General features: G+C 67.0%; 24 protein-coding genes. 5 read left to right on the top strand and 19 right to left on the bottom strand.

What is annotated here, in order from left to right:
• Positions 1-28: 28 nt before the first annotated feature.
• The 4 genes from C935_RS0111030 to C935_RS0111015 are packed head-to-tail and all read right to left on the bottom strand — an operon-like array spanning position 29 to position 1,692.
• Complete coding sequence (locus tag C935_RS0111030) at positions 29-616, bottom strand: histidine phosphatase family protein (RefSeq protein ID WP_018862556.1); 588 nt, start codon at positions 614-616, stop codon at positions 29-31.
• Entirely contained in the window at positions 613-1,179 is a 567-nt protein-coding gene (ampD, locus tag C935_RS0111025) for a 1,6-anhydro-N-acetylmuramyl-L-alanine amidase AmpD (protein ID WP_018862555.1), read from the bottom strand. The genes C935_RS0111030 and ampD overlap by 4 nt, the downstream gene beginning before the upstream one ends.
• Complete coding sequence (locus tag C935_RS0111020; protein WP_081616606.1) at positions 1,176-1,502, bottom strand: co-chaperone YbbN; 327 nt, start codon at positions 1,500-1,502, stop codon at positions 1,176-1,178. The genes ampD and C935_RS0111020 overlap by 4 nt, the downstream gene beginning before the upstream one ends.
• A gap of 31 nt (positions 1,503-1,533) precedes the next feature.
• Positions 1,534-1,692, bottom strand: a complete 159-nt coding sequence (locus C935_RS0111015) for an entericidin A/B family lipoprotein (protein ID WP_018862553.1) — start codon at positions 1,690-1,692, stop codon at positions 1,534-1,536.
• 450 nt (positions 1,693-2,142) lie between these two features.
• Between C935_RS0111015 and C935_RS0111010 the strand changes: the two genes are divergently transcribed.
• On the top strand, positions 2,143-4,197 hold the full coding sequence (locus tag C935_RS0111010) for a UvrD-helicase domain-containing protein (RefSeq protein ID WP_196800538.1): 2,055 nt from the start codon (positions 2,143-2,145) through the stop codon (positions 4,195-4,197).
• A gap of 308 nt (positions 4,198-4,505) precedes the next feature.
• On the opposite strand, the gene C935_RS0111005 is transcribed toward C935_RS0111010, so the two are convergent.
• Entirely contained in the window at positions 4,506-6,227 is a 1,722-nt protein-coding gene (locus C935_RS0111005) for a potassium/proton antiporter (RefSeq protein WP_018862551.1), read from the bottom strand.
• On the opposite strand from C935_RS0111005, the gene C935_RS0111000 reads away from it, so the two are divergent.
• Positions 6,226-7,266, top strand: coding sequence for a lipid A deacylase LpxR family protein (locus C935_RS0111000; RefSeq protein WP_038040612.1), 1,041 nt, complete (start codon positions 6,226-6,228; stop codon positions 7,264-7,266). The two genes, C935_RS0111005 and C935_RS0111000, sit on opposite strands and share 2 nt — an antisense overlap.
• Positions 7,267-7,281: 15 nt before the next feature.
• Here the strand turns inward: C935_RS0111000 and C935_RS0110995 are convergent, their stop codons facing one another.
• Positions 7,282-8,229, bottom strand: coding sequence for an MBL fold metallo-hydrolase (locus tag C935_RS0110995; RefSeq protein WP_026278773.1), 948 nt, complete (start codon positions 8,227-8,229; stop codon positions 7,282-7,284).
• A 432-nt stretch (positions 8,230-8,661) separates the two neighbouring features.
• On the opposite strand from C935_RS0110995, the gene C935_RS0110990 reads away from it, so the two are divergent.
• From C935_RS0110990 to dut, 3 genes are read left to right on the top strand one after another with little or no spacing between them, the layout of a single operon-like run.
• Positions 8,662-9,258, top strand: a complete 597-nt coding sequence (locus C935_RS0110990) for a DUF502 domain-containing protein (RefSeq protein ID WP_018862548.1) — start codon at positions 8,662-8,664, stop codon at positions 9,256-9,258.
• Between the two features lie 18 nt (positions 9,259-9,276).
• On the top strand, positions 9,277-10,524 hold the full coding sequence (gene coaBC / locus C935_RS0110985) for a bifunctional phosphopantothenoylcysteine decarboxylase/phosphopantothenate--cysteine ligase CoaBC (protein ID WP_018862547.1): 1,248 nt from the start codon (positions 9,277-9,279) through the stop codon (positions 10,522-10,524).
• Positions 10,505-10,966, top strand: a complete 462-nt coding sequence (dut, locus tag C935_RS0110980; RefSeq protein ID WP_018862546.1) for a dUTP diphosphatase — start codon at positions 10,505-10,507, stop codon at positions 10,964-10,966. Before coaBC ends, dut begins: the two co-directional genes overlap by 20 nt.
• A gap of 15 nt (positions 10,967-10,981) precedes the next feature.
• On the opposite strand, the gene msrA is transcribed toward dut, so the two are convergent.
• The 13 genes from msrA to def all read right to left on the bottom strand — a co-directional run bounded on the left by msrA (position 10,982) and on the right by def (position 25,268).
• On the bottom strand, positions 10,982-11,617 hold the full coding sequence (gene msrA / locus C935_RS0110975) for a peptide-methionine (S)-S-oxide reductase MsrA (RefSeq protein WP_018862545.1): 636 nt from the start codon (positions 11,615-11,617) through the stop codon (positions 10,982-10,984).
• Positions 11,618-11,648: 31 nt separating this feature from the next.
• Entirely contained in the window at positions 11,649-12,809 is a 1,161-nt protein-coding gene (locus C935_RS0110970) for a PQQ-dependent sugar dehydrogenase (RefSeq protein ID WP_018868635.1), read from the bottom strand.
• 74 nt (positions 12,810-12,883) lie between these two features.
• Entirely contained in the window at positions 12,884-13,705 is an 822-nt protein-coding gene (locus C935_RS0110965) for a DNA-formamidopyrimidine glycosylase family protein (RefSeq protein WP_018862543.1), read from the bottom strand.
• Between the two features lie 13 nt (positions 13,706-13,718).
• A complete protein-coding gene (locus tag C935_RS0110960; protein ID WP_018862542.1) occupies positions 13,719-14,696 on the bottom strand; it encodes a lysophospholipid acyltransferase family protein in 978 nt (325 codons plus the stop codon).
• Entirely contained in the window at positions 14,693-15,031 is a 339-nt protein-coding gene (locus tag C935_RS0110955; protein ID WP_018862541.1) for a tetratricopeptide repeat protein, read from the bottom strand. The genes C935_RS0110960 and C935_RS0110955 overlap by 4 nt, the downstream gene beginning before the upstream one ends.
• A gap of 28 nt (positions 15,032-15,059) precedes the next feature.
• Complete coding sequence (locus C935_RS0110950; RefSeq protein WP_018862540.1) at positions 15,060-16,514, bottom strand: TrkH family potassium uptake protein; 1,455 nt, start codon at positions 16,512-16,514, stop codon at positions 15,060-15,062.
• A 13-nt stretch (positions 16,515-16,527) separates the two neighbouring features.
• Entirely contained in the window at positions 16,528-17,907 is a 1,380-nt protein-coding gene (gene trkA, locus C935_RS0110945) for a Trk system potassium transporter TrkA (RefSeq protein ID WP_018862539.1), read from the bottom strand.
• A gap of 54 nt (positions 17,908-17,961) precedes the next feature.
• Positions 17,962-19,341 carry a sigma-54 dependent transcriptional regulator gene (locus C935_RS0110940; RefSeq protein WP_018862538.1) on the bottom strand — a complete coding sequence of 460 codons (1,380 nt, stop codon included), beginning with the start codon at positions 19,339-19,341 and terminating at the stop codon, positions 17,962-17,964.
• Complete coding sequence (locus C935_RS0110935; RefSeq protein WP_038044564.1) at positions 19,338-21,548, bottom strand: ATP-binding protein; 2,211 nt, start codon at positions 21,546-21,548, stop codon at positions 19,338-19,340. Before C935_RS0110935 ends, C935_RS0110940 begins: the two co-directional genes overlap by 4 nt.
• Before the next feature lie 289 nt (positions 21,549-21,837).
• Positions 21,838-22,410, bottom strand: coding sequence for a DUF4390 domain-containing protein (locus C935_RS0110930; protein ID WP_018862536.1), 573 nt, complete (start codon positions 22,408-22,410; stop codon positions 21,838-21,840).
• Between the two features lie 3 nt (positions 22,411-22,413).
• Positions 22,414-23,769 carry a 16S rRNA (cytosine(967)-C(5))-methyltransferase RsmB gene (gene rsmB / locus C935_RS0110925; protein ID WP_018862535.1) on the bottom strand — a complete coding sequence of 452 codons (1,356 nt, stop codon included), beginning with the start codon at positions 23,767-23,769 and terminating at the stop codon, positions 22,414-22,416.
• 3 nt (positions 23,770-23,772) lie between these two features.
• Entirely contained in the window at positions 23,773-24,735 is a 963-nt protein-coding gene (gene fmt, locus C935_RS0110920) for a methionyl-tRNA formyltransferase (protein ID WP_018862534.1), read from the bottom strand.
• The gene (gene def, locus C935_RS0110915; protein WP_018862533.1) at positions 24,735-25,268 is read right to left on the bottom strand and encodes a peptide deformylase; all 534 of its coding nucleotides are present in this window, start codon (positions 25,266-25,268) and stop codon (positions 24,735-24,737) included. The genes fmt and def overlap by 1 nt, the downstream gene beginning before the upstream one ends.
• Between the last annotated feature and the right edge of the window lie 18 nt (positions 25,269-25,286).

The raw sequence follows: 25,286 nt of genomic DNA, 5'->3' as shown, positions 1-25,286 counted from the left end.
CGCGCAAACCGGAACCGTCTGGTTCGCATCACGGCAGGCGGTTGGTATGGATCACGCGCCAGCCGCGCGTCGGATGTCGGTGCAGCCGGGTCCGGCTCGCATACTCGCATTCCAGCTGGAACAACCGCTCGTCCGGCACGCCCATCACCCAGCCGACCAGCGCGCGTATGACCCCGGCGTGCACGATCACCAGCACGCGTTCCGCCGACTGGCCGTCGACCGTGGCCTCGAAGGCCATCTCCACCCGCCGGCGAAAGGCCCCCAGTGGCTCCGCCCCGGCTGGGCGCGCGTGCACGGGATCGGCATAAAACGCGCGGTACTCCTCCGACCGTTCGCGCTGCAGCTCGACCCGCGTGCGCCCCTCCCACTCGCCAAAGCCGACCTCGCGCAGATCCGGCTCCAGATGCAGGGACAGGTCACGTTCGTCCGCCAGGCGCTCGGCGAATTCGCAGCAACGACGCATTGGCGAGCTGACCACCGCCTGCCAGCCATCATCGTCGCGCACCGCGTGCTCCATCTGCGTCCATCCCTGCGCGCTGAGCGGGTCGTCGCAGCCATGTCCACGGTAGCGTTGCCCGCCTTCTGGCTCGCCGTGTCGCAACAGATCCACAATCATGCCGTGTCCTCGCGCAGGCAGGTCTCCAGGTACGCCCAGTCGAAATGCGGGCCCGGGTCGGTCTTGCGCCCGGGGGCGATGTCGCAGTGACCCGCCAGCGCATCCGGGGTAATGGCGGGAAAGCGTTCGCGCAGCCAGCCGATCAGACGAGCCAGCTCGGCGTACTGTACCGGCGTGAACGGGTCGTCGTCGGTGCCCTCGAGTTCGATGCCAATGGAAAAATCGTTGCAGCGCGCGCGGCCACGCCATTGCGAGGCGCCGGCATGCCAGGCACGCCGGGAGAATGGCACGAACTGGGTCGCCGCCCCCCCGCGATCGATCAGCACATGCGCGGACACGCGCAAATCGGCGATCTGCGCAAAGTACGGGTGGGCATCGGGGTCCAGCCGGTTCTGGAACAGTTCGGCCACGTGCGGCCCGCCGAACGTGCCCGGCGGCAGACTGATGGCATGCACGACGATTAGTTCGGGCTGCATCCCCGCAGGGCGCGCGTCCTGGTTCGGACTTTCGAGCACGTGGGCCGGCGGCCACCAGTTGTGATCGACGGTCATGGCTTCGGTCACGGGGCCTCCTCGGGCGGGCGCTGCAGACAAGCCGTGAGGGCCTTGCGGAGCAACGGCAGACGCGGCGGGGCCTCAAGGCGCCCGTGGTAAGCACCGGCGTTGAAGACGAACAGGGCCGGAAGGTGGAAGACCTCGAACTCGCGCACCAGCGCGGTATCGGTCTCCGCATCGACGACAAACAGGGCGGGCGCTTCGGACTCGGCCTGCCACTGCTCCAGCACCCGGCTCATCACCTTGCAGGCACCGCAGCCCCGACGAGTGAACAGGATCACCGCGGGGCCCGGAACCTCCAGGAGGTGTTGATGGAAGTCGAACTGCGTCAGACGGGACAGGCCCGTCTGACGCAGGGATGAGTCAGTTGGAGTTATCCTCGGCCTGTCGCTCAATGGATTCACCGGCATCCTGCACGTCTTCGCCAAACCCCTCCATAGTGGCGCAACCGGCGACGCCAAGCGAGCCCACCGCCACCAGAAGAATCAGCAAGGCGGCGGAGATACGGAAAGAAAAATGCATACGGCCTCCTCTCTCTTTCGTGATTCGGTCCGTGATACCGACCCTCAAAGGACGTTCCCGGGAGGGTCACACTTTATGAGGCGCACGCACTGGGGTAGTTTACGCGCCGCCCTCTTTTCGTGAAGGAAGTCGCAACCCGGTGTTCGAGCCAGGGAAACACTGATCAATGTACACACTCGCGTTGGTACCCCAGGTTTTCCGAGACAAGGCGCGTCGTGCGGCGGGTAGTGGTTCTACCCGCCCGTTCTTGATGGATTCGGGGCGCAACGCCGGATCGGGGAACAGGGGGTACCAACCCCACAGCTTAATGAACGAAGGGGCTCGGCCGCCCGTTGTTATCAAAAACGGGCGCGGGAACTGCGTTGCGGCTCCCTTGTGCAGAATGACTGCACGGCAGTCACCGCGCCTTGTTCCCACGCAAAAGCGACTCGAGCGCGAGGGTGTCCATTGATCAGTATTTCCCTAAATCCGCAACAACAGGCGGCCGTGACCACCACGGACCGCCCCCTGCTGGTGCTGGCCGGAGCGGGCTCGGGCAAGACCCGCGTGATCACCGAGAAGATCGCGCACCTGATCGAACAGCGCGGAGTCGAGGCGCGCCGGATTGTCGCAATCACCTTTACCAACAAGGCTGCGCGCGAGATGCGTGAACGTGTCCAGGGACGGCTCTCGAACGAACAGGCACGCGGGCTGAATGTTTCGACCTTCCACACCTTCGGGCTGAATTTCCTGCGCCGCGAACTGGCCGCGGCCGGGCTGCGTCCCGGCTTCTCCATCCTCGACCCGGGCGACTGCCGCTCACTGCTGCGCGAGATCACCTACCGTGACGATACCAGCTCCGAGGTCGACGCCCTGATTGGCCACATCAGCCGTTGGAAGAACGACCTGATGACGCCGGAAGCGGCGCTGCACGAGGCCAGTCAGATGAGCGACGCGCCGGAGGCGCTCGCCGCGGCCAACCTCTACCCGCGCTACGAGGACGCCCTGCGCGCCTACAACGCGGTGGACTTCGACGACCTGATCAAGCGCCCGGTGGACTGCCTGCGCGAGGACCCGGAACTGCGCAACCGCTGGCAGGACCGCATCCGACACCTGCTGGTGGACGAGTACCAGGACACCAACTCCGCGCAGTACCAACTGGTGCGCCTGCTGGTCGGCGTCAGCGACGGCCTGACGGTGGTTGGCGACGACGATCAGTCGATCTATGCATGGCGCGGCGCCCGCCCGGAGAACCTCGCACGTCTGCAGCAGGACTTCCCGCGCCTGGAGGTGATCAAGCTGGAGCAGAACTACCGCTCCACCAACCGCATCCTGCACACCGCGAACGCACTGATCGCCAACAACCCCCACGTGTTCGAGAAACGCCTGTGGAGTGCACTCGGCGAGGGCGAGAAGATCGAGGTGATCGGCTGCTCCGACGCCGACACCGAGGCCGCGCGCGTGGTCTCCGAACTGATGCGCCGGCGCTTTCGCCTGAATGCGGGCTGGGGCGAGTTCGCGATCCTCTACCGCAGTAACCACCAGTCCAGGCTGTTCGAGAAGCTCCTGCGCGAGCAGGGCATCCCCTACCGCCTGAGTGGCGGCCAGTCGTTCTTCGAGAAGGCCGAGATCAAGGACCTGGTCGCCTACCTGCGCCTGCTCGCCAACCCCGACGACAACACCGCCTTCCTGCGCGTGGTCAATGTGCCGCGCCGCGAGATCGGTCCGGCCACACTGGAGAAGCTGGGCCACTACGCCAACCAGCGCGGGACTTCGCTATTGCAGGCCGCACGGGGGGCCGGCCTGTCCGAGTACATGGACGCCCGTGCGCAGGCACGTCTGGAGCGCTTTACCGACTGGGTCGACGGCTTCCAGCGCCGCGGCGAAGACGAGGCCCCGGACGCACTGCTGCGCGCCCTGATTGAGGACATCGACTACGAATCGTGGCTACTGGAGAACAGTCCCAACCCGCGTGCCGCGACCCGGCGCATGGAGAACGTGCGCGAGTTCATCGACTGGGTCGGGCGCATGGGTGGTGGCAACACCACGGCCGAGTACGGCGACGACGAGGCGGACGACGACCAAACGATGGATCTGGCCGACATCGTCAACCGCATCAGCCTGATGGACATACTCGACCGCAACCGCGAAGCCCAGGACGGCGACGAATCGGTGCAACTGCTGACCCTGCACACCGCCAAGGGCCTGGAGTTCCCGCATGTCTGCCTGGTGGGTTTCGAGGAAGAGCTGCTGCCGCACCGGGTCAGCGTGGAGGACGACTCCATCGAGGAAGAGCGGCGTCTCGCCTATGTCGGGCTGACCCGCGCCCAGCAGACCCTGCTGATCACCTACGCCCAGAACCGGAGCCGCTACGGCGAGACCATCGACTGCGAACCCTCGCGTTTTCTCGACGAGCTACCCGAAGAACACCTCGAATGGCCGGACGCCAGACCACCGGACCCCGAGACGCAGAAACTCACCGCCCAGGCCCACCTGGCTGGCCTGAAGGCCATGCTCGGCAAGTAGGTGGCCGAAGGAGGCGCAATCCGCTCACGAATAGGGGCGCCCGGCCCGCTCCCCCCTTGTCTTTTTGGCCTGCGCGCCGTGCGCTGTACCGTTTCCGGCACCCGGAAGGTGACGGGCATACTGCGTACGCCAAGTTGCAGCATGCGGCTCGCTCGCCCCAAGCTTCCGGCCCGTCTGGAAAGTATGAAGTTCGTCACACTCTCCTTTGTTTTCTTATAGCAAAGGCTCCACTTCAATTGAATCGGCAAATGCTCTCTATGCTGATTCACCAAGGCGCAACCCTTATCCAGCATCCAGCGCCAGAGGCCTCAGTGTCGGAGTTTCAGGCCGACCTTGGTGATACGGGCGCCGTCCATCTCGCGGATGACCAGGCGCATCGGGCCGAGGTTGACGGCGTCGCCGACGACCGGCTCGGCCTGGAGTTCGCGGCGCAGGTAGGCCTCCAGGGTGTCACCCTGGCGCTCGGGCGGAACCGGGGCGCCGTAGGCCATGCCGACCGCGCCGAGCTGGGCGTCGCCATTGAGGGCGAATTCCCCGAACACGCTGCGCTCGGTCAGGCGCTCCGGCACCTCGTCCTGCGGGACGAACAGGCGGTCGAGGTCATGCAGATCGGCCGGGGCGACCATAATGTAGAGGTGGTCGCCAGCATGCAGATCCAGCAGCTCCAGGGTGTCCAGCAGTTTGCCCTTGCGCAGGTGGGCCACGACCCGCGCGCTGCCCGGCAGACGGAAATTCGACCACGCCTCGCGCACGACCGGTGTGGTTTCGGCCAGGCGATAACCAACCAGCTCCATCTCCTGCTGCCCGGGGATATCCAGCTCGGTGCGCTGTACCCGTGCGGTGGTCGGCGGCAGCTCCAGCCCCAGCCAGCGCGCCGAGGGCGCGACGGTCCAGCCCTGCACCAGCAGCGAGATCAGCACCACGAAGAACACGACGTGGAAGAAATAGCCGGCCAACTCCAACCCGGCGAGCAGCGGGAACAGCGCCAGGATGATCGGTACCGCGCCGCGTAGACCGACCCAGGCAATGAAAACCTGTTCGCGCCAGGGGAAGCGGAACGGGAACAGGCACAGCCATACGGCCAGGGGACGGGCGATCAGGATCAGGACCGCGGCGACCAGCCCGGCGTCCAGGGCCACCGGCGGCAGGCCCGAGGGGGTCACCAGCATGCCGAGCATCAGGAACATCCCGATCTGTGCGAGCGAGGCGATCCCGTCATGGAAGCGCTTGATGTTCTGCGAGGCCTCCAGCGGACGGTTGCCGATCAGCAGCCCCGCCAGGTACACGGCCAGAAAGCCCGAGCCGCCCACCAGACCGGTCAGGCCGAAGATGGCCAGCGCCCCGGCCATCGCGAACAGCGGATACAGCCCGCCCGCCATCGGCACCCGATTGATCAGCGCCAGCAGGGCGAAACCTCCGGCCACACCGAACAGGGCCCCCAGCCCCATCTGCTGGACGAACTCGATGGCAACGACAGCGCCGAACTGCTGATCGGGCATCAACAGCAACTCGATCAGCACGATGGTCAGGAAGATCGCCATCGGATCGTTGGAGCCGGACTCGATCTCGAGCGTGGCACCAACACGGCTTTTCAGCTCGAGCCCGCGCGAGCGCAACAGCGAGAACACCGCAGCCGCGTCGGTGGAACCCACGATGGCCCCCAGCAACAGGCCCTCCAGCCAGGACAGGCCCAGCCACCAGACCGCAAAGACCCCGGTCAGCCCGGAGGTGACGAGCACCCCGAGCGTGGCCAGCCCCAGGGCTGGTTTCAGCCCGATACGGAAATTGCGGGCCGGAGTGCGCATCCCGCCGTCGAAAAGGATAATCGCGAGCGCGGCCGAGCCGACCAGATAGGCCAGGGTGATATTCTCCACCTCGAGACCGCCCGGGCCCTCCGGCCCGAGCAGCATGCCGATCACCAGGAACACCAGCAGCAGGGGCACGCCCAGGCGCGAGGTGATCACGCTCGAAAGGATGCTGCCCAGCAGCACAATGGCCGCCAGGAAGATGATCTGGTTGGAGAGGTCCATGCGTCGATCATACCGGAAGCTCCCGACAACCCGCCCGGCCGGCACGGTGCGCGTTATGGCCTGTGGGCTGGTTGCCGCGCTGGGTCTCGCGGCGGCACCGGCCGCCGCTGAACGCGGCGTCGACGCACTGCACTTCGAGTTCGAGAACGACCTGTTCGCTGGTGAGGACCGCTACTACACCAATGGCTTCCGCATCGGCTGGACGCGCAGCGAAGAGCGCGTACCCCCCTGGCTGCAGCGGGTCGCGGACGCACTGCCGTACTTCGTCGATCGCGAGGAACGCGGCCGCCTGAAATCGGCTATCCACCTGGGCCAGAACATGTACACCCCAGAGGACATCGAGCGGTCGCCCGCAGACCCGGACGACCGCCCCTACGCCGGCTGGCTATACCTGAACTTCAGCCTGGCCGAGGATCATGGCGACCGTCTGGACCGCCTGCAGGTCACCGTGGGCACCGTCGGGCCCGCCTCGCTGGCCGACCGCACACAAAAGGAAGTCCACAGCTGGTCCAGCGCACCGCAACCGCAGGGGTGGGACGACCAGATCGGCAACGAGGCGACCCTGATGGTGGGTTACGAGCGCCAGCTGCGCGGGCGCTCGCATCGCGCCGAGGGCGGCTGGGGCTGGGACCTGACCCCACACTGGGGCGCGACCGTGGGCAGCCCGTTCACGTTCGCCAACGCTGGCGCGATCGTGCGCGCCGGACGGAACCTGCCGCGCGACTACGGCCCGCCCCGGATCAACCCGGCGCTATCAGGTTCGCATACCTTCGAGACGGTCGGCTCCGCGGGCGGCTACCTGTTCGCGGGGGTGGATACCCGGCTGATGGCCTACGACCTGTTTCTGGACGGCCCGCTGTTTCGCGACGGGCCCTCGGTGGACAAGCACCCGGCGGTGGGGGAGTTTACGGCCGGATTCGTGTTCCACGTGGGTGGGGTGCGCCTGGGATACACCCATGTCTGGCGTTCGCGCGAGTTCAGTGGCCAGGCCAAGCGCGCAGCGGAGTTCGGCTCGCTGCACGCCACCTGGCAGTTCTGACGCCGGCCGCGCGCTTCAGAACACGGCAGCCTCCACATCAGGGTAGGTCGTGGCGACCGAGCGGTCGATCTTGTCCTCGAAGCCCGGGTAGTCATCAATGATGTCCGCCATGCGCTCGCGCACGAGCGGCACGGTCTCGAAGTCGGCCAGCCCCTGCTCCACACCCTCCTCGATCGCGCCCCAGAGGGTGACCAGGTAGTTCTGCAGGCGCGGCAGGGTCTCCGCCCCCTCGAGCCGGCCATGGCCGGGCACGACCACATCGGGCTCCAGCGCGATCAGTTCGTCCAGCAGCTCGATCCACTGCACGACGTCGCCATCCCAGACCGAGGGCGCGCGATCGCTGTACACCACATCCCCAGCCAGCAGGACTTTCGTCTGCGGCAACCAGACGATCAGGTCACCCGGGGAGTGGGCGCCGCCGGAGGGCAGGATGACCACCTCCTTTCCGCCGAGATCGCGCGTGATGCGCTCATCCACGGGCGTGTTCGGCAGCAGTGGCGTGGTGTCACCGGTCGCCCCCTCGGTCATCTCGCGAAAATTATCGACCCAGGTCTCGGCTTCGGCCTTCATGCGCTCGATGGCCTCGGGGCCGGCCATGATCTCCGGCTTGTCCTCTGCGAAGGCATGATTGCCCAGCCAGTGGTCGCCATGACTGTGGCTGTTCACGATCCAGCGCACGGGCTGATCGGTCACCTCGCGGATTGCTTCGCGCAGGGCAACGCCCATGGTCTCGGACGACCCCGTATCGAACACGAGCACGCCGTCGCCGGTCACCACGAACGCCATGTTCGCATTCCAGCCGAGATTCTCTCGGCTGGGGAAATCGCGCGCCGGAGTCATCACTGCATAGACCCCCGGGGCCACGACCTCGGGCTGCATTTCGTAATCTTCAGGCGCCGCCGGCTCGCCGGCCGGCGACGATGTCACGAAGACCGATCCCATCGCTACAACCGCCAGTAACATCCCCCATGGCTTCCATCCCTGCATCGCAATAACCCCCGGATATTCTCGATTGTGAAGAATAGACCCGCCAACCCCCACAAAGTGCGGAGCGGCGCCTGCGCGCCCGAAACTGGTAGCATCGGGGCCTCCCCCAGGGAAACACTGATCAATGTACACGCTCGCGTTGGTACCCCAGGTTTTCCGAGACAAGGAGCGTCGTGCAGCGGGTAGTGGTTCTACCCGCAAGCGGCGCAACGCAGGATCGGGGAACCTGGGGTGCCAACCCCACAAACCATTGAACAGCAGGGGCTCGGCCGCTTTTGCGTGCGTACGGCGTTGCGGCTCGCTTATGTAGCTCGGCTACACTGCGCTCACCGCGCCTTGTTCGCACGCAAAAGCGACTCGAGCGCGACGTGTACATTGATCAGTGTTTCCCTAGGATGGAGACTGCAAGTGCGCAAGATTTCCCGGACCTTCCTGACCGGCCTGGCGGCCATCCTGCCGCTGGTCATCACCCTGGCCCTGCTCTGGTGGCTGGGCACCACAGCGGAAACTGTCCTGGGCGGGCTGTTGCGCGCGATCCTGCCCGATGCCCTGTATTTCCCGGGCCTGGGCATCCTCGCCGGGCTGGTGCTCGTGTTCGCACTGGGCGTACTGCTGCAGGCCTATGTGGTACGCGGCCTGTTCGACTGGATGGAATCGCTGATGCAGCGCATCCCGGTGGTCAAGACCATCCACGGGACCGTGCGCGACGTAACGAATCTCCTTTCCGGCGACATCCACCAGCGCTTCGGACAGGCCGTGCTGGTCACCTTCCCGGGCAGCGACTTCAAGCTGGTCGGGTTTGTCACCCGCGAGGATTTCGAGGGACTACCGGACAACCTGGGCGGCCCGGAAACCATCGCCGTATACACACCGATGAGCTACCAGATCGGCGGCTACACGCTGATGCTGCCGCGCAGCCGCGTGGAACCGCTCGATATGTCGCTGGAAGACGCGATGCGCTACGCCCTGACCGCCGGCGTCTCCGCGCGCCAGGAAAAGACCTGAACGGGTAGAATCCGCCGCATGACGGACCATCAAAGCCAACCTAGGATCCTGATCGGCGTCAGTGGCGGCATCGCCGCCTACAAGGCCTGCGAGCTGGTGCGCGAGCTAAAGCGCGCCGGCTGCGAAGTGCGCGTAGTGATGACGGCCGGCGCCCGCGCCTTCGTAACCCCGCTGACCTTCCAGGCCCTGTCCGGCGCGCCGGTGCGTACCGAGCTGCTGGATGCCGAAGCGGAATCCGGCATGGATCACATCGCCCTGGCACGATGGGCGGACCGCATCGTGGTCGCCCCGGCCAGCGCCAGCCTGATCGCCCGCTACGCCCAGGGCCTGGCGGACGATCTGCTGAGTACGCTGCTGCTGGCCACCACCGCGCCGGTCGCCCTGGCACCGGCGATGAACCATCGCATGTGGGCCCACCCGGCCACGCAGGCCAATATTGCAACCCTGAGCGAGCGCGGCGTAACCCTGATCGGGCCGGACAGCGGCGATCAGGCCTGTGGCGAGCAGGGCGAGGGCCGCATGCGCGAGCCCGCCGCGATTGCGCGGGAGCTGCTGCAGCCGGTACACGCCCCGCTGGCCGGACGTCACGTACTGATCACCGCCGGCCCCACCTTCGAGCCGATCGACCCCGTGCGCTTTATCGGCAACCGCAGCTCCGGGCGCATGGGCTTTGCCCTGGCCGCGGCGGCGCGCGATGCGGGCGCACACGTGACCCTGGTGCATGGGCCGACGGCCGAGGCCGTGCCCGCGGGCGTCGCAGGCATCGCCACGGAAACGGCGGCCGCCATGCACGCCGCGGTGATGGAGCGACTGCCCGAGACCGACATCCTGATCGCGGCCGCGGCCGTAGCCGACTACCGCCCGGCCGAACCGCAGGCACAGAAGATCAAGAAATCCGACCCGGTGATGCACCTGGCACTGGAGCGCACCCGGGACATCCTGGCCGAGGCGGCAACACAGGCGGCCTCCCTCCCCCGACGCCCGTTCCTGGTCGGCTTCGCGGCCGAGACCGAGCACCTGCGCGAACACGCCGAGGCCAAGCGCCGCGCCAAGGGACTCGACCTGATCGCCGCCAACCGGGTCGGCGAGGGCCGCGCCTTTGGCACACCCGACAACGAACTGCTGTGCCTCTGGGAGGGCGGCGAGCACCGGCTTCCCAGCCAGCCGAAAACCCAGCTGGCCCGGGCGCTGATCGACCTGATCGTCGAGCGCCTGGCCGAATGCGAAACGGATCAAGGAACCCCGAATGCCCGCCCCCGAGATTAACCTGAAGATCCTGGACCCGCGCATGGGCGCGGACTTCCCGCTGCCCGCCCCGGCCACCAACGGCTCGGCCGGCGTCGACCTGCGCGCGATGATCGAGGCGCCGCTGACGCTGGAGCCGGGCGCCGCCGAACTGATCCCGACCGGGCTCTCGATCCATATCGAGGACCCGGGCTATGCCGGGATGATCCTGCCCCGCTCCGGGCTAGGTCACAAGCACGGCCTGGTGCTGGGGAACCTGGTCGGACTGATCGACGCCGACTACCAGGGGCCGCTGATGGTCTCCTGCTGGAACCGGGGCGCGTACGCCTACACCCTGGAGGTCGGCGAACGCCTGGCGCAGCTGGTCATCGTCCCGGTCGTCCAGCCGCGCTTTCGCGTGGTCGAGGACTTCGAGGAGAGCGCCCGTGGCGCCGGCGGCTTCGGCTCTTCCGGCCGCGGATAGCAGACGGAAGAACCCTCAGCCCGAGGGATAGGGCACGCCCACCCCACCCAGACCGCAGTAGCCGTTAGGCACCTTGGCCAGGTACTGCTGGTGGTAGTCCTCGGCAAAGTACCAGGCGTCCAGTGGCTGGATCTCCGTGGTGATGGCGCCACGCCCTGCGGCATCCAGCGCCGCCTGGTAGCGCTCGCGGCTGACCTCGGCCGCCGCCTGCTGTTCGGCCGATTCCACATAGATCGCGGAGCGGTACTGCGTGCCGACATCATTGCCCTGGCGCATGCCCTGGGTCGGGTCGTGTCCCTCCCAGAACACCCGCAACAGCGTATCGATCGACACTCGGGCCGGGTCGAACACGACACGCACCAACTCGGTGTGCCCGGTCTGCCCGGAACAGACCTCGCGGTAGGTCGGGTTGCGGGTATAGCCGCCGCCATAACCCACACTGGTCGAATACACGCCGTCGATCTGCCAGAACAGCCGCTCCGCACCCCAGAAGCAGCCCATACCCACATGCAGCACCTGCGCGCCCTCCGGATAGGGCAGCACCAGCGGTGTGCCCAGCACCATGTGCCGTGGCGGGACCGGCAGCGGCTCTTCGCGCCCGGGCAAGGCCTCCTCGGGCGCGGGCATGCGCGGCTCGGAAAACGCAAACATCAAAAGGGCTCCTTCCGGAAACGTGGATTCATCAGCCGGGGTCGGCCGGGGTCAGCCGGATCAGCTCGCCCGGGTTGTGGTCGGTCAGCACCCAGATCGCCCCATCGTGCACGCGGACATCACGGATGCGGCGGCCGAGGTCGGGCAGCAGATCTTCCTCGTTGACCAGCTCGCGACCGTCGAAGGTCAGCTTGCGCAGGGTCTGGCCCCGCAGCCCGCCGACCAGCAGATCACCATTCCAGTCGGCAAAGGCGGGGTCGCGCAGGATCGCCATACCGGACGGCGCGATCGCCGGAGTCCAGTAGTGCAGAGGCGACTCCATCCCTTCCTTTTCCGTAAGACCGTCGCCTACCGGCCCGCCGGAATACTCGCGGCCCTGGCTGATCACTGGCCAACCGTAATTCAGACCGCGCTCGATGATATTCACCTCGTCGCCACCGCGCGGACCGTGCTCGTTCTGCCAGAAGGTGCCGGTCTCGGGGTCGATCACCATGCCCTGCGGGTTGCGCACTCCCCAGGCCCACAGTTCCGGTTTGGCCTCGCCTTCACCCACCAGCGGGTTGTCTTCGGGCACCGAGCCATCGTCATGCAGGCGGACAATACTGCCGATGTGGGTGGACGTGTCTTGCGAATGGTCACGCTCTCCCCGGTCCCCGATGCTGATATAGACGTAGTGGTCCGCGTCGAACACGATCCGCGAACCGAAGTGGCGCCCGCCGCGCACCCCCGGCTCCACCGAGAACAGCACCTCGACATCCTGCAGCGCACCATCGGCGAACTGCCCGCGGGCCAGGCGGGTCGTCTGGCCACCATCCACCTGCGCGGAGTAGGTAAAGTACAGCCAGCCGTTGTCCTCGTAATCCGGATGCAGAGCCAGATCGAGCAGCCCGCCCTGGTTCTGAGCGATCAGATCGCCCGGAAGACCGGAAACCATCTCGCCGCGCCCCTCGACGTTCTCCGCGTCGGGGATATAGCGAAGCTGCCCGGGCCGTTCGCTGATCAGCATCCCGCCATCCGGCAGAAAGGCCATCGCCCAGGGATGATTAAGCTCCGAGCTCAGGACCTCGCCGCGCAACTCACCGTCAGCGGCATAGAACTCCTCGGCCGCGATCCCGGCCGCTCCCCCGCAGGCCATCAGGAGCCCGCCCAGCAATGGGGCCGCCAGTAACCGCCCCGGGTATCGCTTGTCCATAATCCCTGCCCTCGCCTAGGTCCGTACCCGTTGGTGGCCCCTACCCGCCTCGGGGTTCCCCAGGGAACCACTGATCAATGTTTCCCTGGCTGACAGGACGGGCACCAGTAGGTGGAACGCAGGTGCTCGCCCGCGAGCGCACGCTCCACCGCTGTCCCGCACGTGCGGCAGGCCTGCCCGCCGCGCCCGTACACGAGTAGATACTCGTCCGTCTCGGCCCGTTCGCGCGTGATGCGTGGACCGGGCTTGAGGTTGCGCCGCAACAGGCGCGCCGCTTCGCGGTAGAGCGCCAGGAGCTCGTCATCCGCAATCACACCGACCGGGTCGAGTGGATATCGCCCGAGCAGGAACAGCACCTCCGACTTGTAGATGTTCCCGATGCCGGACGCCAGCGACTGATCCAGCAGCACGTCCAGGACGGGTCGCGCGGGGTCGCTGCGGGTGCGCACACGTCGTACGACGGCGGTCAGGTCGACCTCCGGGTCCAGCAGATCCGGCCCCACGCGTGCATCCAGTCGCTCCGGGTCGCCGCGCCCCTCCGGCTGTGGCTGCCAGGCGAGTTCGCGCGGATGGAAACAGACCAGCACCCGGTCCGCCAGTCGCAGCACGGCCCAGGCCTGGTGCTCCGGCTTGTGCCAGGCGGCCCCGGGCGCATACTGGTGCCACGTCCCGTACATCCCCAGGTGCGTGCGCAGCTGCCAGGCGCGGCCCGAGGCGTCATTGAGCTCGATCAGCAGGTGCTTGCCGCGCGCACTCACGTTACGCGCAGCCATGGCCCCATGCTCCACCAGTGCCTCACCACACCGCGACCGGGTCAACACAGACTCCAGCGCAGCACCGGTCAGCACCGGACCCAGCGCCCGGGCCAGCTTGTGGATGGTATCGCCTTCGGGCATCGCGGCCGGACGATCAGCGCTTGCGGCTGGGGTAGAGCGGGGGCTCGCCCTCGGGGCGGGTGCGGAACAGACGCATGGACCACAGGTACTGGGCCGGGGCCTGCGTGACCCCGCGCTCGATGGCCTGGTTCATCTGCCGGGTGTCGGCATGGTCATCGCCGCTGGGGAAGCCCTCGAGCGGCGGCCACAGGCGCATCACGTACTGGTCCGCCACCGAGTCGTACCAGACGAAGCTGGGCAGCACGGCCGCCTTCGACATGCGCGCCAGGCGGCCCAGCGCGGTGAGCGTCGCCTTGGGGACCCCGAAGAAGTCGACGAACACCGCCCCCTCGGCCCCCAGATCCTCGTCCGGCAGGTAATAGAAAAAGCGGCCGCGGCGGAGCTGGCGAATGGCCGGGCGCAGGCCCTGCTCGCGGGCGAAGATGTCGCCCGAATAGCGCGTGCGGCTGCGATGGTTGATCCACTCCAGCACCGGGTTCTTCATCGGCTTGGCGAACGACACGCCGTCGTACATCTGGCTCATGCGCACGCCGCCGTAGTCCAGCGCCAGGGAGTGCGGGGCGAGGATAATCACCGGCGTGCCGGCCGCCTGCAGGCGCTCGTAGTGTTCCAGCCCCTCGACTCGGATGCGCGCGGCGTGCTGGCCGGGCTTGCCGAACCAAAGCAGGCCGTAGTCCAGCACGGTCTGCGCCTGGTAGCGGTAATAGGCCTCCATGCGCTTCTCGCGCTCGGCCGGGGTCATCTCGGGGAAACACAGCTCGAGGTTGCGCTCCACCACCGCGCGGCTGCGCCCGGCGCCCTTGCGGATCAGCCGCCCGAGTCCCCGGGCCAACGCATGCACGGCCGGGCGCGGCATCTCCTGCAGCACCCAGACCACGCCCAGCAACAGCCAGCTGCCCCAGTAGCGCGGGGCGAAATGACGGGCGGTCAGCGGGGCCCGATAGGCGCCTGCCTCATGGCCCGAGCGGGTCTCCCCGGCCGGTTCGCTCATGCGCCCCCGCCCGCGTCGAGCTGCTTGCGTGCGCGCTTCGCATAGACCTCCATCTCTTTCACCGCCTGCAGGTCGCCCTTCTCGGTAGCGATGGCAATGCCGCGCTCGCAGGTAGAGAGCGCGGCCTGTGGCCGCTCCAGGTCGACGAGGGTCTTGGCCAGCAGCTTCCAGGCGGCGGAATAGCCACCATCCAGCTCCAGCGCGCGTTCCAGGTGCGGGATCGCGGCCTCCTTCTGGCCGTCGGTCGCCAGGGCATTGCCCAGCGAAAAACGCAGCATCGCGGAGTCCTGTCCGCCATCCAGCATGTTCTGGAAGCGTTCGATCATGTCACTCATAGGGCTCCTCCTTCTGGATATCTTCAGGCTAACGCCGCCAGAAGGCGGGCGACAGAAGCACCAGCACGGTAAAGATTTCCAGCCGGCCCATCAGCATCGCCAGCACCAGCACCCACTTGCTGAAGTCGTTGATCGAGGCGTAGTTGGCCCCAACCTCGCCCAGCCCGGGGCCGAGGTTGTTCAGAGTCGCGGCCACCGCGGAAAACGAGGTGACCTGATCCAGCCCGGAGGCCATGATCAGCAGCATCATTACCACGAAGACCATCACGTAGGCGGCGAGGAAGCCCCAGACCGCCTGGACCACGCGGTCGGGCGCTTCCTTGCCGTTCACCTTCACCGCGATCCGGGCATGGGGATGGATCAGGCGCTTGATCTCGCGCAGTCCCTGCTTGACCAGCAGCAGTACGCGCACCACCTTCATCCCGCCACCAGTGGATCCGGTGCAGGCCCCGATGAACGACAGGAAGATCAGCAGCACCGGCAGGAAGCCCGGCCACAGATAGAAGGCATCGGTGGTAAAGCCCGAGGTAGTCGCCACCGACACCACGTGGAAGACCCCGCGCCGCAGCGCGTCGTTCGTGTCGGTGGCAAAGCCGCTCCACAGCATGTAGCCGACCACGATCACGGCGGCGGAGACGAGCAGGATCAGATAGGTGCGTAGTTCCTCGTCACGCTGATACGGCTTCCAGGTCGCGCGGTGCAGCACCAGAAAGTGCAGCGCGAAATTCATCCCGCCGAGGATCATGAACGCGATCGCGACCGTCTCGATTGCCACCGAATCGAAGTGCCCGATGCTGGCATCGTAGGTGGAGAACCCCCCGATCGCGATGGTCGAAAACGCATGCCCGACCGCGTCGAAGGCCTCCATCCCGGCGGCCCAGTAGGCCAGCGCACAGGCCACGGTCAGACCCAGGTAGATATACCAGAGGTTGCGCGCGGTCTCGGCGATGCGCGGGGTCAGCTTGTTGTCGCGGATCGGGCCGGGGGTTTCGGCCTTGAACAGCTGCATACCGCCCACGCCCAGCAGCGGCAGGATCGCCACCGCCAGCACGATGATCCCCATGCCGCCCAGCCACTGCAGCTGCTGGCGGTACCACAGGATCGCGCGCGGCAGGTCGTCCAGCCCGGTGAGCACCGTCGCGCCGGTGGTGGTGAGCCCGGACATCGACTCGAACACCGCGTCGGTGAACGACACCGGCAGGTTCGGGTCCAGCACCAGCGGTGCCGCCCCGGCAATGCCCAGCCCCAGCCAGAACAGTACGACCAGGATGAAACCGTCGCGCACCTGCAGATCGCAGCGCGCCTTGTACAGCGAGCTCCACAGGATCCCGCCGATCAGCAGCAACAACGCAAACGCCTGCAGAAACACCCAGGCGGTGGATTCGCCATAGAGAAAGCCGATGGCTGCCGGCGGCAGCATCGTCAGGCTGAACAGGGTCAGCAGGACCCCAAGCAGGCGGGCAGTGGATGCGAAATGGAGCATCGGCCAGGACGACCTAGAAAAACAGCGCGGAGGGCTGGAACAGGCGCTGCACCTGCTTGACCTTGCGCCGGTCGGTCAGGAACAGGATCACGTGGTCGCCGGCCTCGATTACCGTATCGTGGTGCGGGATGATCACGTCCTCGCCACGCACCACCGCACCCACACTCGTGCCCTCGGGGAAATCGATCTCCTCGATCCGCCGGCCCACCACCTGCGAGGTGCGGGCATCGCCGTTCACCACCGTCTCGATCGCCTCGGCGGCCCCGCGGCGCAGGGTATGCACGGTGGCCGTTCCGCCCTCGCGCACACGCGCCAAAAGCGCGCTGATGGTCGCCTGCTGCGGCGAGATCGCGACATCGATCGTGCCGCTTTGCAGCAGGTCCACGTAGCTCGGGCGATTGATCAGCGACATCACCTTGCGCACACCCCAGCGCTTGGCCAGCATGCCGGCAAAGATGTTCGCCTGATCGTCGTTGGTTACGGCGCAGAAGACATCGTTGTTCTCGATGCCGATCGATTCGAGGAAGCGGTCGTCCGCGCTGTCGCCATGCAGGACCAGCACATTGCCGGGCAGCGAACGCGCCAGGTGGTCGGCGCGGTCCGGATCGCGCTCGATCACCTTGACTCGGTAGCGCTTGCTCAGCGTCTCCGCCAGGCGCTCGCCGATATTGCCACCTCCGGCGATCATGATGCGCTTGTACGGCTTCTCCATCTTGCGCAGCTCCGAGGTCACCGCGCGGATGTTCTTCTTCGCGGCAACAAAGAAGACCTCGTCGTCGACCTCGATTACGGTATCGCCATCCGGCTGGATGGAGCGGTTCTTGCGAAAAATCGCCGCGACCCGCGTATGGATGCCGGGCATATCGCTTTTGAGGTTCTTCAGCTCGTGTCCGACCAGCGGGCCACCGTAGTAGGCCCGCACGCCGACCAGCGACACCAGTCCTTCGGCGAACTCCAGCACCTGCAGCGAGCCTGGGTGCTCGATCAGGCGATGGATGTGGCGGGTGACGATCGCCTCCGGCGAGATCAGCATATCCACCGGCATCGCATCCTGGGCGAACAGCTCCGGGGTCTCGTGGTAGTCCCGCGAGCGCACACGGGCGATCTTGGTTTCGACATTGAACAGGGTGGAGGCGACCTGACAGGCGATCATGTTCACCTCGTCGGAGTCGGTCACCGCAATGACCATCGAAGCATCCTGCGCGCCCGCGGCCTCCAACACGCTCGGGTGCGAGGCGAAGCCATTCACCGTCTTGATGTCGAACTGATCCTCCAGCTCGGCCAGGCGCTCAGCGCGGGAGTCGACGATGGTGATGTCGATGCCGTCGGCGCTCAGGGCCTCGGCCAGTGACTGGCCCACCTGCCCCGCGCCGAGGATAATGATGTGCTTCATGCGTCTCCCGTCCCGGAGATGTCAGGGCGCCGTGCCAGGAAAACGACCAGAGCCTCAGCCGTCGGCCTTCACCCGTTTTGGATCGATGCCCAGTGCCTTGAACTTGCGATAGAGGTGGGTACGCTCCAGTCCCACCCGCTCGGCCAGCCGTGTCATGTTGCCTTCCGAGCGCTCCAGCTGCTGAATCAGATACTCGCGCTCGAACTGCTCGCGCGCCTCGCGCAGCGGCAGATCCGGGATCGCCAGCACCCCCTCTTCGAACTCCTCGCCGCGCTGCGGCTGCCCGGTCAGGGTGCGTTCGACCTCGTCGCGCGTAATCTCGTCACCGGAGCCGAGGATCATCAGCCGTTGCACCAGATTGCGCAGTTCGCGCACATTGCCGGGCCAATGATACTGCTGCATCCGCTCCAGCGCCGGGCGCTGAAACGCCCGCATCGGCAGGCCTTCCTGCTGGTGCAGATGGCGCATATGGTAGTCGAGCAGCTCCGGGATGTCCTCCGCGTGCTCGCGCAGTGGCGGGATCGCCAGGGGCAGGACATTCAGCCGGTAGTACAGATCCTCGCGAAACCGGCCCTGTTCCACCGCCTCGCCGAGATCGTGCTGGCTGGCGGCAATCACCCGTACATTGACGCTGATCGGCTGATCGCCCCCGATGCGGGTAATGCGCTGGGTGTCCAGGGCATGCAGTAGCCGGCCCTGTGTCTGCATGTCCATCTCGGCGACCTCGTCGAGAAACAGCACACCACCTGCGGCCTGCTCCAGCAAGCCATAGCGCACGCGGTCGCCCTGCTCGCTGCCGAACAACTCGGCCACGGCCTCGTCGCCGGACAGCGAACCGACCGAGACGACAATGAACGGACTGTCCCGGCGCGCACTGCGCGCATGCAGCAGGCGGGCGAAGGTCTGCTTGCCCACCCCGGGCTCTCCGGTGATCAGCACCCAGGTGTCGTGCTGCGCCATGCGCTGCACCTGATCGCGCAGGTTCACCATGACCGCACTGCCGCCCACCGGGTCGGCGACGGTACCGGCGTGGCGTTTCAGGCCCACGTTCTCGCGCTGCAGGCGGGCGGCCTCCAGGGCGTTGTTCAGCGTGATCAGCAGCTTGTCGATCGACAGCGGCTTTTCGATGAAGTCGTAGGCGCCCAGGCGCGTGGCATCGACCGCAGTCTCCACGTTCCCATGCCCGGAGATCATCACCACCGGACAGGGCAGGCCCTCGTCGTCGCCCCACTCCTTGAGCAGCGAAATCCCGTCGCCGTCCGGCATCCAGACATCGAGCAGGATCAGATCCGGCCGCCGACTCCGTCGCTGGGCCTTGGCCTCGGCGACCGAGCCGGCCAGCGCCACCTGGTAGCCCTCGTCCTCAAGGACATCCTGCAGCAACATCCGGATATCCGGTTCGTCGTCGACGACCAGTACGTACGGTTCGCTCATTCCCGTTCCTCGTGGGCCAGGGCCTGCGGGGTATGTTCCACCGGGATGCGGATGCGAAAGACGGCCCCGCCTTCGCCCGCCGGTGCATTATGGCACTCAATCATGCCGCCATGTTCCTCGACGATCTTCTGTGCAACCGCCAAACCGAGACCGGTTCCACGTGGCTTGTCCGTCGTGTAGGGCTCGAAGATGCGTTCCAGGAGCTCGGGCTTGATCCCCGGGCCGGTATCGGTCACGCACAGTTCGATGTGCGGCCCGGCCGGGTCGTCGAGATAGGCGGTCGCGATATGCACCGCGAACGTGTCCTGGCCCTTGCCGGCCTCCAGCGCGTTCTTGATCAGGTTGTGCAGCAACTGACGCAGGCGCCCGGCGTCACCACGAATCCCGGGCAAATCCGGCTCCAGTTCGGTTTCCACCAGGGAATGGCCGTCGGAGTCGACATACAGCTCGCAGACATCCTGAATCAGCTGGTTCAGGTCCACCGACCCCAGCTCCAGTCGCGGGGCCTGGGCGTAATCACGGAAGGCATTGACCAGTGTCTTCATCGCCTCCACCTGCTGAATGATGGTACTGGTCGCACGATCCAGGACCTCGCGGTCGGCGCCGTCCAGGACCTTGCCCAGTCGGCGCGACAGGCGTTCGGCGGAGAGCTGGATGGGGGTCAGCGGATTCTTGATCTCGTGTGCCAGACGCCGGGCCACCTCGCCCCAGGCAGCGTCGCGCTGCGCCTTCAGGAACTCGGTCATGTCATCGAACACGATCGCGTGAAGGCCGCGGCTGGAGCCCGAGGTCGGCAGCCAGACGGCGCGCGTCATCAGCACCTTGCGCCCGGAGCGGGTGAAGACAACGACCTGCCGTGACCACTCGTCTTCCTGGCGCGCCAGGGCATCGTTGATCGCCTCGAAGAACTGCCCCACCAGCGGGCATTCGATGCCCAGCTCGGAGATCGACCGGGTGCGCGCACCCTGCAGGTTGCACTCCAGGATCTGGCCGGCGGCTTCATTGGCGGTGCGCAGGCGCAGACTGCCGTCCAGCGCCAGCACGCCGGAACGAAGATGCTGCAGGACACTCTCCAGATACGCGCGCTCGGCGTCCAGCAGACGACGGTTGCGTTCGGCCTCGTCACGCGCCTCGTTCAGCGTTCGGGTCATGGCGTTGAACGACTGCACGAGAAAGCCCAGCTCGTCCGCCCGCTGCACGGCCAGGCGGGTGGAATAGTCCCCGGCCGCCACCAGTCGTGTCCCCTGCACCAGATCGGAGATCGGACGCACCATGCGCCGCGCGACCAGCAGGCCGGCCCACAGGGCCGCCATCAGCGAGATCGCCAGGGCCAGCGACAGGGTAAAGATAAACCCCTGAATGATCGGACCGCGCAGGTAGGCGAACTCGCGGTAACCGGCGAAGGCATCCTCCACCCGCTGCGACAGGGCCGACATGCGCGGGTCCACCGGATAGATCCCCTGCAGGATGCGGTTCTCCGCCCCCGGGCGCCGACTGCTGGTAGTGGCCACCACGCGAATCACGAGCGAGCCATCGGGCTGCGGTTCCAGCCGCGAATACGGCTGCTCCGGGCGCACCCGCATCAGGATATCGGCCCCCGGAGGACTCGGCAGGCGGCGGATCGGGCTGTCGGTGGAGGAGGCAATGATGCGGTTGTTGGAGCCGACCAGGGTCAGTTCCTGGGCTCCAACCTGGCGGCGGTAGTCATTCAGCGCCAGCGGGACCAGGCCCTCGGAGACCCCTTCCAGCTCGCTCATCATCTCCTGCGTCTCGGTGGCCAGCTGGCGCACGCGCAGATCCAGCGACGAGCGCGACAGTTCCAGGGCGTCTTCCAGCGCGGAGTCCACGCGTACGTCAAACCAGGAGTCCACACCCTCGTTCAGAAACTCGAAGGAAAAGTAATAGACCACCGATACGGGCAACACCGCGACGAGCATGAACCCCCCGACCAGCCGCAGTGTCAGGCGGCTGCCGGGCACACCCTGGCGATACTGGGCGACCATACGCACGAACTGGTGGATGATCAGGCCACCCAGCACCAGGAGGATTGCGGCATGGAATACCAGCAGCCACAGGAACAGCTGCTCGAAGCGGGCCTGATCCTGCGCCGCCCCGCCCATGACCACCAGCGAGGTCAGCAGCAGCAGAAACAGCAGGCCCATGCCCAGAAGGCCCCAAGGGAAGCGTCTTAGGGAAACGCTGATCAATGTAAACACCCGCGTTGGCACCCCAGGTTGTCCGCGACAAGGCACGGTCCGCAGCCCGTAGTAATTCTACCGGCCCGTTTTTGATTGATTCGGGCCGCAACGCCGGATCGGGGAACCTGGGGTACCCATTCCACGAACCATTGAGAGCAAGGGCCCGGCCTCCCTTTGTTGACAAAAACGGGCGCGGCGTTGCGATTCCCTTGCGCAGAATGACTGCACGGCAGTCGCCGCGCCTTGTTTGCACGCAAAAGCGACTCGAACGCGAGCGTGTTCATTGACCAGCATTTCCCTAATCCAAGGACCATCGGTGCCATTCCCGCCGGGTGGTCAGGTCACCGCGCAGGCCGGCATCCAGCTGCAGCGGCAGGGGCAACGCCGAATACACCAGCAACAGGCGCGCCGCCAAGTTGTAGTCTTCCGGCTGCTCGCGCACCGCCTCCGGCACGCCATGCATCGGCAGGCGCCCCAGCCGTCGGGCCACATGCTCCAGGGCATCGCCCAGGGTCGGTTTGAGCTCCATCCGGTCGTCGTTCACGTCGGTTACCAGGTAATATCGGTTCAGCGCAAAGTATTGCAGCTTGACCCGGCGTGTCTCGCGCTGCACGTCTTCCCGGCCCAGCCAGCGATCGCGCTCGATCCGGGCCTCGGCCTCGAACTCCAGCGTGACTCCGTTGGCCAGCGCATCCTCCAGCACCTGCGGCAGCCGCATGTCGAGCATCAAGCGCACGAGCAGAGTGTCATCGCCCATCCACAGGTGGCGAGCGTCGCGTATCTCCAGCGCCTGCGCCGTACCCGGAACGAGCGCCAGGACAAGCGACCACGCCAGCAGGAATCCGATCGGCGACCGACGACCCGCGCCCATGCCCTAGTCCTTTTTCAGCAGTGCGTAGTAGAAACCATCGCCGCCCTCCAGGCCCAGTGGCAGCGCCCAACCTGCTGAACGCGCATGCGCCCCGGCGATCGGCGGGCCACCCTCGGGCTCCGGCGCGCGCGCATCCGGCATCCGCTGGAGAAAGCCCGCAACGACCGCGTCGTTTTCCTCCGCCAGGAGCGAACAGGTCGCATACAGCAGGCGCCCGCCAGGTCGCAGCAGGCCCCAGGCGGCCTCCAGAATACGCGCCTGCTCCGCCGCCAGGCGCGGGATGTCGTCGGCACGGCGCAGGGTCTTGATGTCCGGGTGGCGCCGGATCACCCCGGTCGCCGAGCAGGGGACATCCAGCAAGATCGCGTCGAAGGGGTGACCATCCCACCAGGCAGCGGGATCGGCGACATCGGCTGCGGTCAACTGCGCCGCGAAGCCGAGGCGATCGAGGTTCTCGCGCACCTGCACCAGGCGCTCGGCGTCGCTGTCCAGCGCGGTCAGCTGGAGATCACCACGGGCCCGCTCCAGCAAGTGCCCGGTCTTGCCTCCCGGGGCCGCGCAGGCATCCAGGACGCGCTCGCCCGGCTGCGGATCGAGCAACACCGCCGCCCATTGCGCGGAGGCGTCCTGCACCGAGAGCCGGCCCTCGGCAAAACCGGGCAGCCGGGTCACGTCTGCGGGTTCCTCCAGCGTCAGGGCCATATCCAGCTGAGGATGTGCTTGTGCCGGGTGTCCCGCCGCAACGAGCGCCTGGAGGGCGTCCTCACGCGATGTGCGAGACAGGTTCACGCGCAGGGTCATGGGCGCGGGTCGGGTAGCCGCCTCCAGCAGCGTCTCCCAATCGTCGGGCCAGGAGGCGCGAATCGCCTCCAGCAGCCATTCCGGAACGGCATAACGCAGCGCCGGGTCTTCCCGGACCGCCGCCTCCAGCGCATCCTGCTCGCGCTGCGCGCGCCGCAGTACCGCATTGATCAGCCCCACCGCACCGGGGCGATGGATCGCCCGCGCCAGTTCCGCGGTCTCGCGCACGGCCGCGTGGTCCCGGGTAGAGAAATGCATCAGCTCGACCAGCCCCTGCGCCAGCAGCACACCGATCACCGCGTCTTTCTTGCGCAGTGGGCGATCCAGAAATCCGTTCACCAGCGCCGACAGCTGCGGATACCAGCGCAGCGTGGTGTAAGCCAGCGCCTGCACCCAGGCCGCGTCGCGGGTGTTCAGTCCCTCGACAGCCTGCTCCACCGCGCGCGTCAGGGAATGCCCCTGCAGGACGACCCCCTCGGTCGCCTCCAGCGCCCGCTGGCGCGGGGAGCGCGAGTCCACCCGCGAGGGGACGATGCGTCCGGAGCGCTTGGCTGCCATCGCCTAGGGCCCCGAGAGGCGCTGTCCCACCAGCGCCGTGGTGTTGGCCCAGTCCGCGGCCGCGACTGGCCGCTTGCCTGGCAACTGCACAATTTCCAGACGTAGTCGGCCCTCCCCGGTGCCAACCTCCACCCCGTCGCGGTCCGCGGCACGGATGGTACCGGGCTCCGGGTCCGCCGGCCCGGGCAACGGGCGCGCGGCATGCACGCGGATCACCTGCTCTCCCCAGCGCGCCTGGGCAACCGGCCAGGGGTTGAAGGCCCGCACCTGGCGATCCAGCTCCACCGCCGGGCGGGCAAAGTCCAGCCAGGCCTCGTCCTTCTCCAGCTTGCGCGCGTAGGTCGCGCCGGCATCGTCCTGTGGTTCCGGCTGCGAACGCCCCGCGAGGATCGCGGGCAGCCGTTCAAGCAACAGCTCGGCGCCCAGCGCGGCCAGCGTGTCGTGCAGCTCGCCGGTGGTCGTCGCCGCAGTGATCGGGGTCGAGCGACAGGCGTGCACCGGCCCCGTGTCCAGGCCGGGCGCCATCTGCATCAGGCAGACCCCGGTCTCGGTATCACCGGCGAGGATCGCGCGGTGGATCGGCGCCGCGCCGCGCCAGCGGGGCAACAGCGAGGCGTGGATATTCAGCCCGCCCCGACGGGGGATCTCCAGCACCGCGCGCGGCAGGATCAGCCCGTAGGCCGCGACGATCAGGATATCCGGGTGCCAGGCAGTCAGTTCGGCCTGCGCCTCGGGCGATTTCAGGGATTCCGGCTGCAGCACCGGGATGCCGGCCGCTTCGGCGGCGACCTTGACCGGGCTCGGGCGCAACTGACGCCCACGCCCCGCCGGGCGATCCGGCTGGGTGTACACGGCCACGGGCCGCGGGCCGCGCTCGATCAGGGCCTCCAGCGCGGGGACCGCGAAGTCCGGCGTGCCGGCATAGACAATGCGCAGGGACTCGACGTCCGTGTCCGCCACTCCCATCAGACGGCGGGCGCCGCGGCCTTGTCTCCCGCGCCGCTCCGTGCGCCCTGCTTCTCCAGCTTCTTGCGGATGCGATTGCGCTTCAGGCTGGACAGGTAGTCCACGAACAGCTTGCCGTCGAGGTGGTCGATCTCGTGTTGAATGCAGACGGCCAGAAGGCCGTCGATATCGAGCTCGTAGGGCTGGCCGTCACGCCCGAGGGCCCGCACGCGGATGCGATCGGCGCGCTGCACGCGTTCGTAGAAACCGGGCACCGAAAGGCAACCCTCGTCCATCTCCTCCTCGCCGGAGGTCTCGAGGATCTCGGGGTTGATCAGCACGTGCGGCTCGCTCTGGTCGTCGGAGACGTCCGTCACCAGCACCCGCTTTTGCACGTTGATCTGGGTAGCCGCCAGACCAATGCCCGGGGCGTCGTACATCGTTTCGAGCATGTCGTCGACCAGGGTGCGGATCTCGTCGTCCACCGTCTCGACCGGCTCCGCCTTCAGGCGTAGCCGCGGATCCGGGAAATGCAGTATTTCGCGCTTGGCCATGAAAAACCTCAAACTTTG

Origin of the sequence: Thioalkalivibrio sp. ALJ3 (assembly GCF_000377205.1) — a bacterium.
Lineage (GTDB): Bacteria > Pseudomonadota > Gammaproteobacteria > Ectothiorhodospirales > Ectothiorhodospiraceae > Thioalkalivibrio.
The sequence above is the reverse complement of the archived record's forward strand: the minus strand, read 5'-3'. Positions and strand labels throughout refer to the sequence as shown.

Excerpts from the sequence above, each read along its gene's own strand:
- rsmB (WP_018862535.1), bottom strand. The coding sequence starts at position 23,769 with ATGGCAGCCAAGCGCTCCGGACGCATCGTCCCCTCGCGGGTGGACTCG.
- C935_RS0111005 (WP_018862551.1), bottom strand. The coding sequence starts at position 6,227 with ATGGACCTCTCCAACCAGATCATCTTCCTGGCGGCCATTGTGCTGCTG.
- C935_RS0110965 (WP_018862543.1), bottom strand. The coding sequence starts at position 13,705 with ATGCCCGAAGGCGATACCATCCACAAGCTGGCCCGGGCGCTGGGTCCG.
- fmt (WP_018862534.1), bottom strand. The coding sequence starts at position 24,735 with ATGGGAGTGGCGGACACGGACGTCGAGTCCCTGCGCATTGTCTATGCC.
- C935_RS0110995 (WP_026278773.1), bottom strand. The coding sequence starts at position 8,229 with ATGTTACTGGCGGTTGTAGCGATGGGATCGGTCTTCGTGACATCGTCG.
- def (WP_018862533.1), bottom strand. The coding sequence starts at position 25,268 with ATGGCCAAGCGCGAAATACTGCATTTCCCGGATCCGCGGCTACGCCTG.
- C935_RS0111030 (WP_018862556.1), bottom strand. The coding sequence starts at position 616 with ATGATTGTGGATCTGTTGCGACACGGCGAGCCAGAAGGCGGGCAACGC.
- coaBC (WP_018862547.1), top strand. The coding sequence starts at position 9,277 with ATGACGGACCATCAAAGCCAACCTAGGATCCTGATCGGCGTCAGTGGC.
- C935_RS0111000 (WP_038040612.1), top strand. The coding sequence starts at position 6,226 with ATGCGTCGATCATACCGGAAGCTCCCGACAACCCGCCCGGCCGGCACG.
- dut (WP_018862546.1), top strand. The coding sequence starts at position 10,505 with ATGCCCGCCCCCGAGATTAACCTGAAGATCCTGGACCCGCGCATGGGC.
- C935_RS0110955 (WP_018862541.1), bottom strand. The coding sequence starts at position 15,031 with ATGAGTGACATGATCGAACGCTTCCAGAACATGCTGGATGGCGGACAG.
- C935_RS0110950 (WP_018862540.1), bottom strand. The coding sequence starts at position 16,514 with ATGCTCCATTTCGCATCCACTGCCCGCCTGCTTGGGGTCCTGCTGACC.
- msrA (WP_018862545.1), bottom strand. The coding sequence starts at position 11,617 with ATGTTTGCGTTTTCCGAGCCGCGCATGCCCGCGCCCGAGGAGGCCTTG.
- C935_RS0110970 (WP_018868635.1), bottom strand. The coding sequence starts at position 12,809 with ATGGACAAGCGATACCCGGGGCGGTTACTGGCGGCCCCATTGCTGGGC.
- C935_RS0111015 (WP_018862553.1), bottom strand. The coding sequence starts at position 1,692 with ATGCATTTTTCTTTCCGTATCTCCGCCGCCTTGCTGATTCTTCTGGTG.
- C935_RS0110940 (WP_018862538.1), bottom strand. The coding sequence starts at position 19,341 with ATGAGCGAACCGTACGTACTGGTCGTCGACGACGAACCGGATATCCGG.
- C935_RS0110930 (WP_018862536.1), bottom strand. The coding sequence starts at position 22,410 with ATGGGCGCGGGTCGTCGGTCGCCGATCGGATTCCTGCTGGCGTGGTCG.
- trkA (WP_018862539.1), bottom strand. The coding sequence starts at position 17,907 with ATGAAGCACATCATTATCCTCGGCGCGGGGCAGGTGGGCCAGTCACTG.
- C935_RS0110960 (WP_018862542.1), bottom strand. The coding sequence starts at position 14,696 with ATGAGCGAACCGGCCGGGGAGACCCGCTCGGGCCATGAGGCAGGCGCC.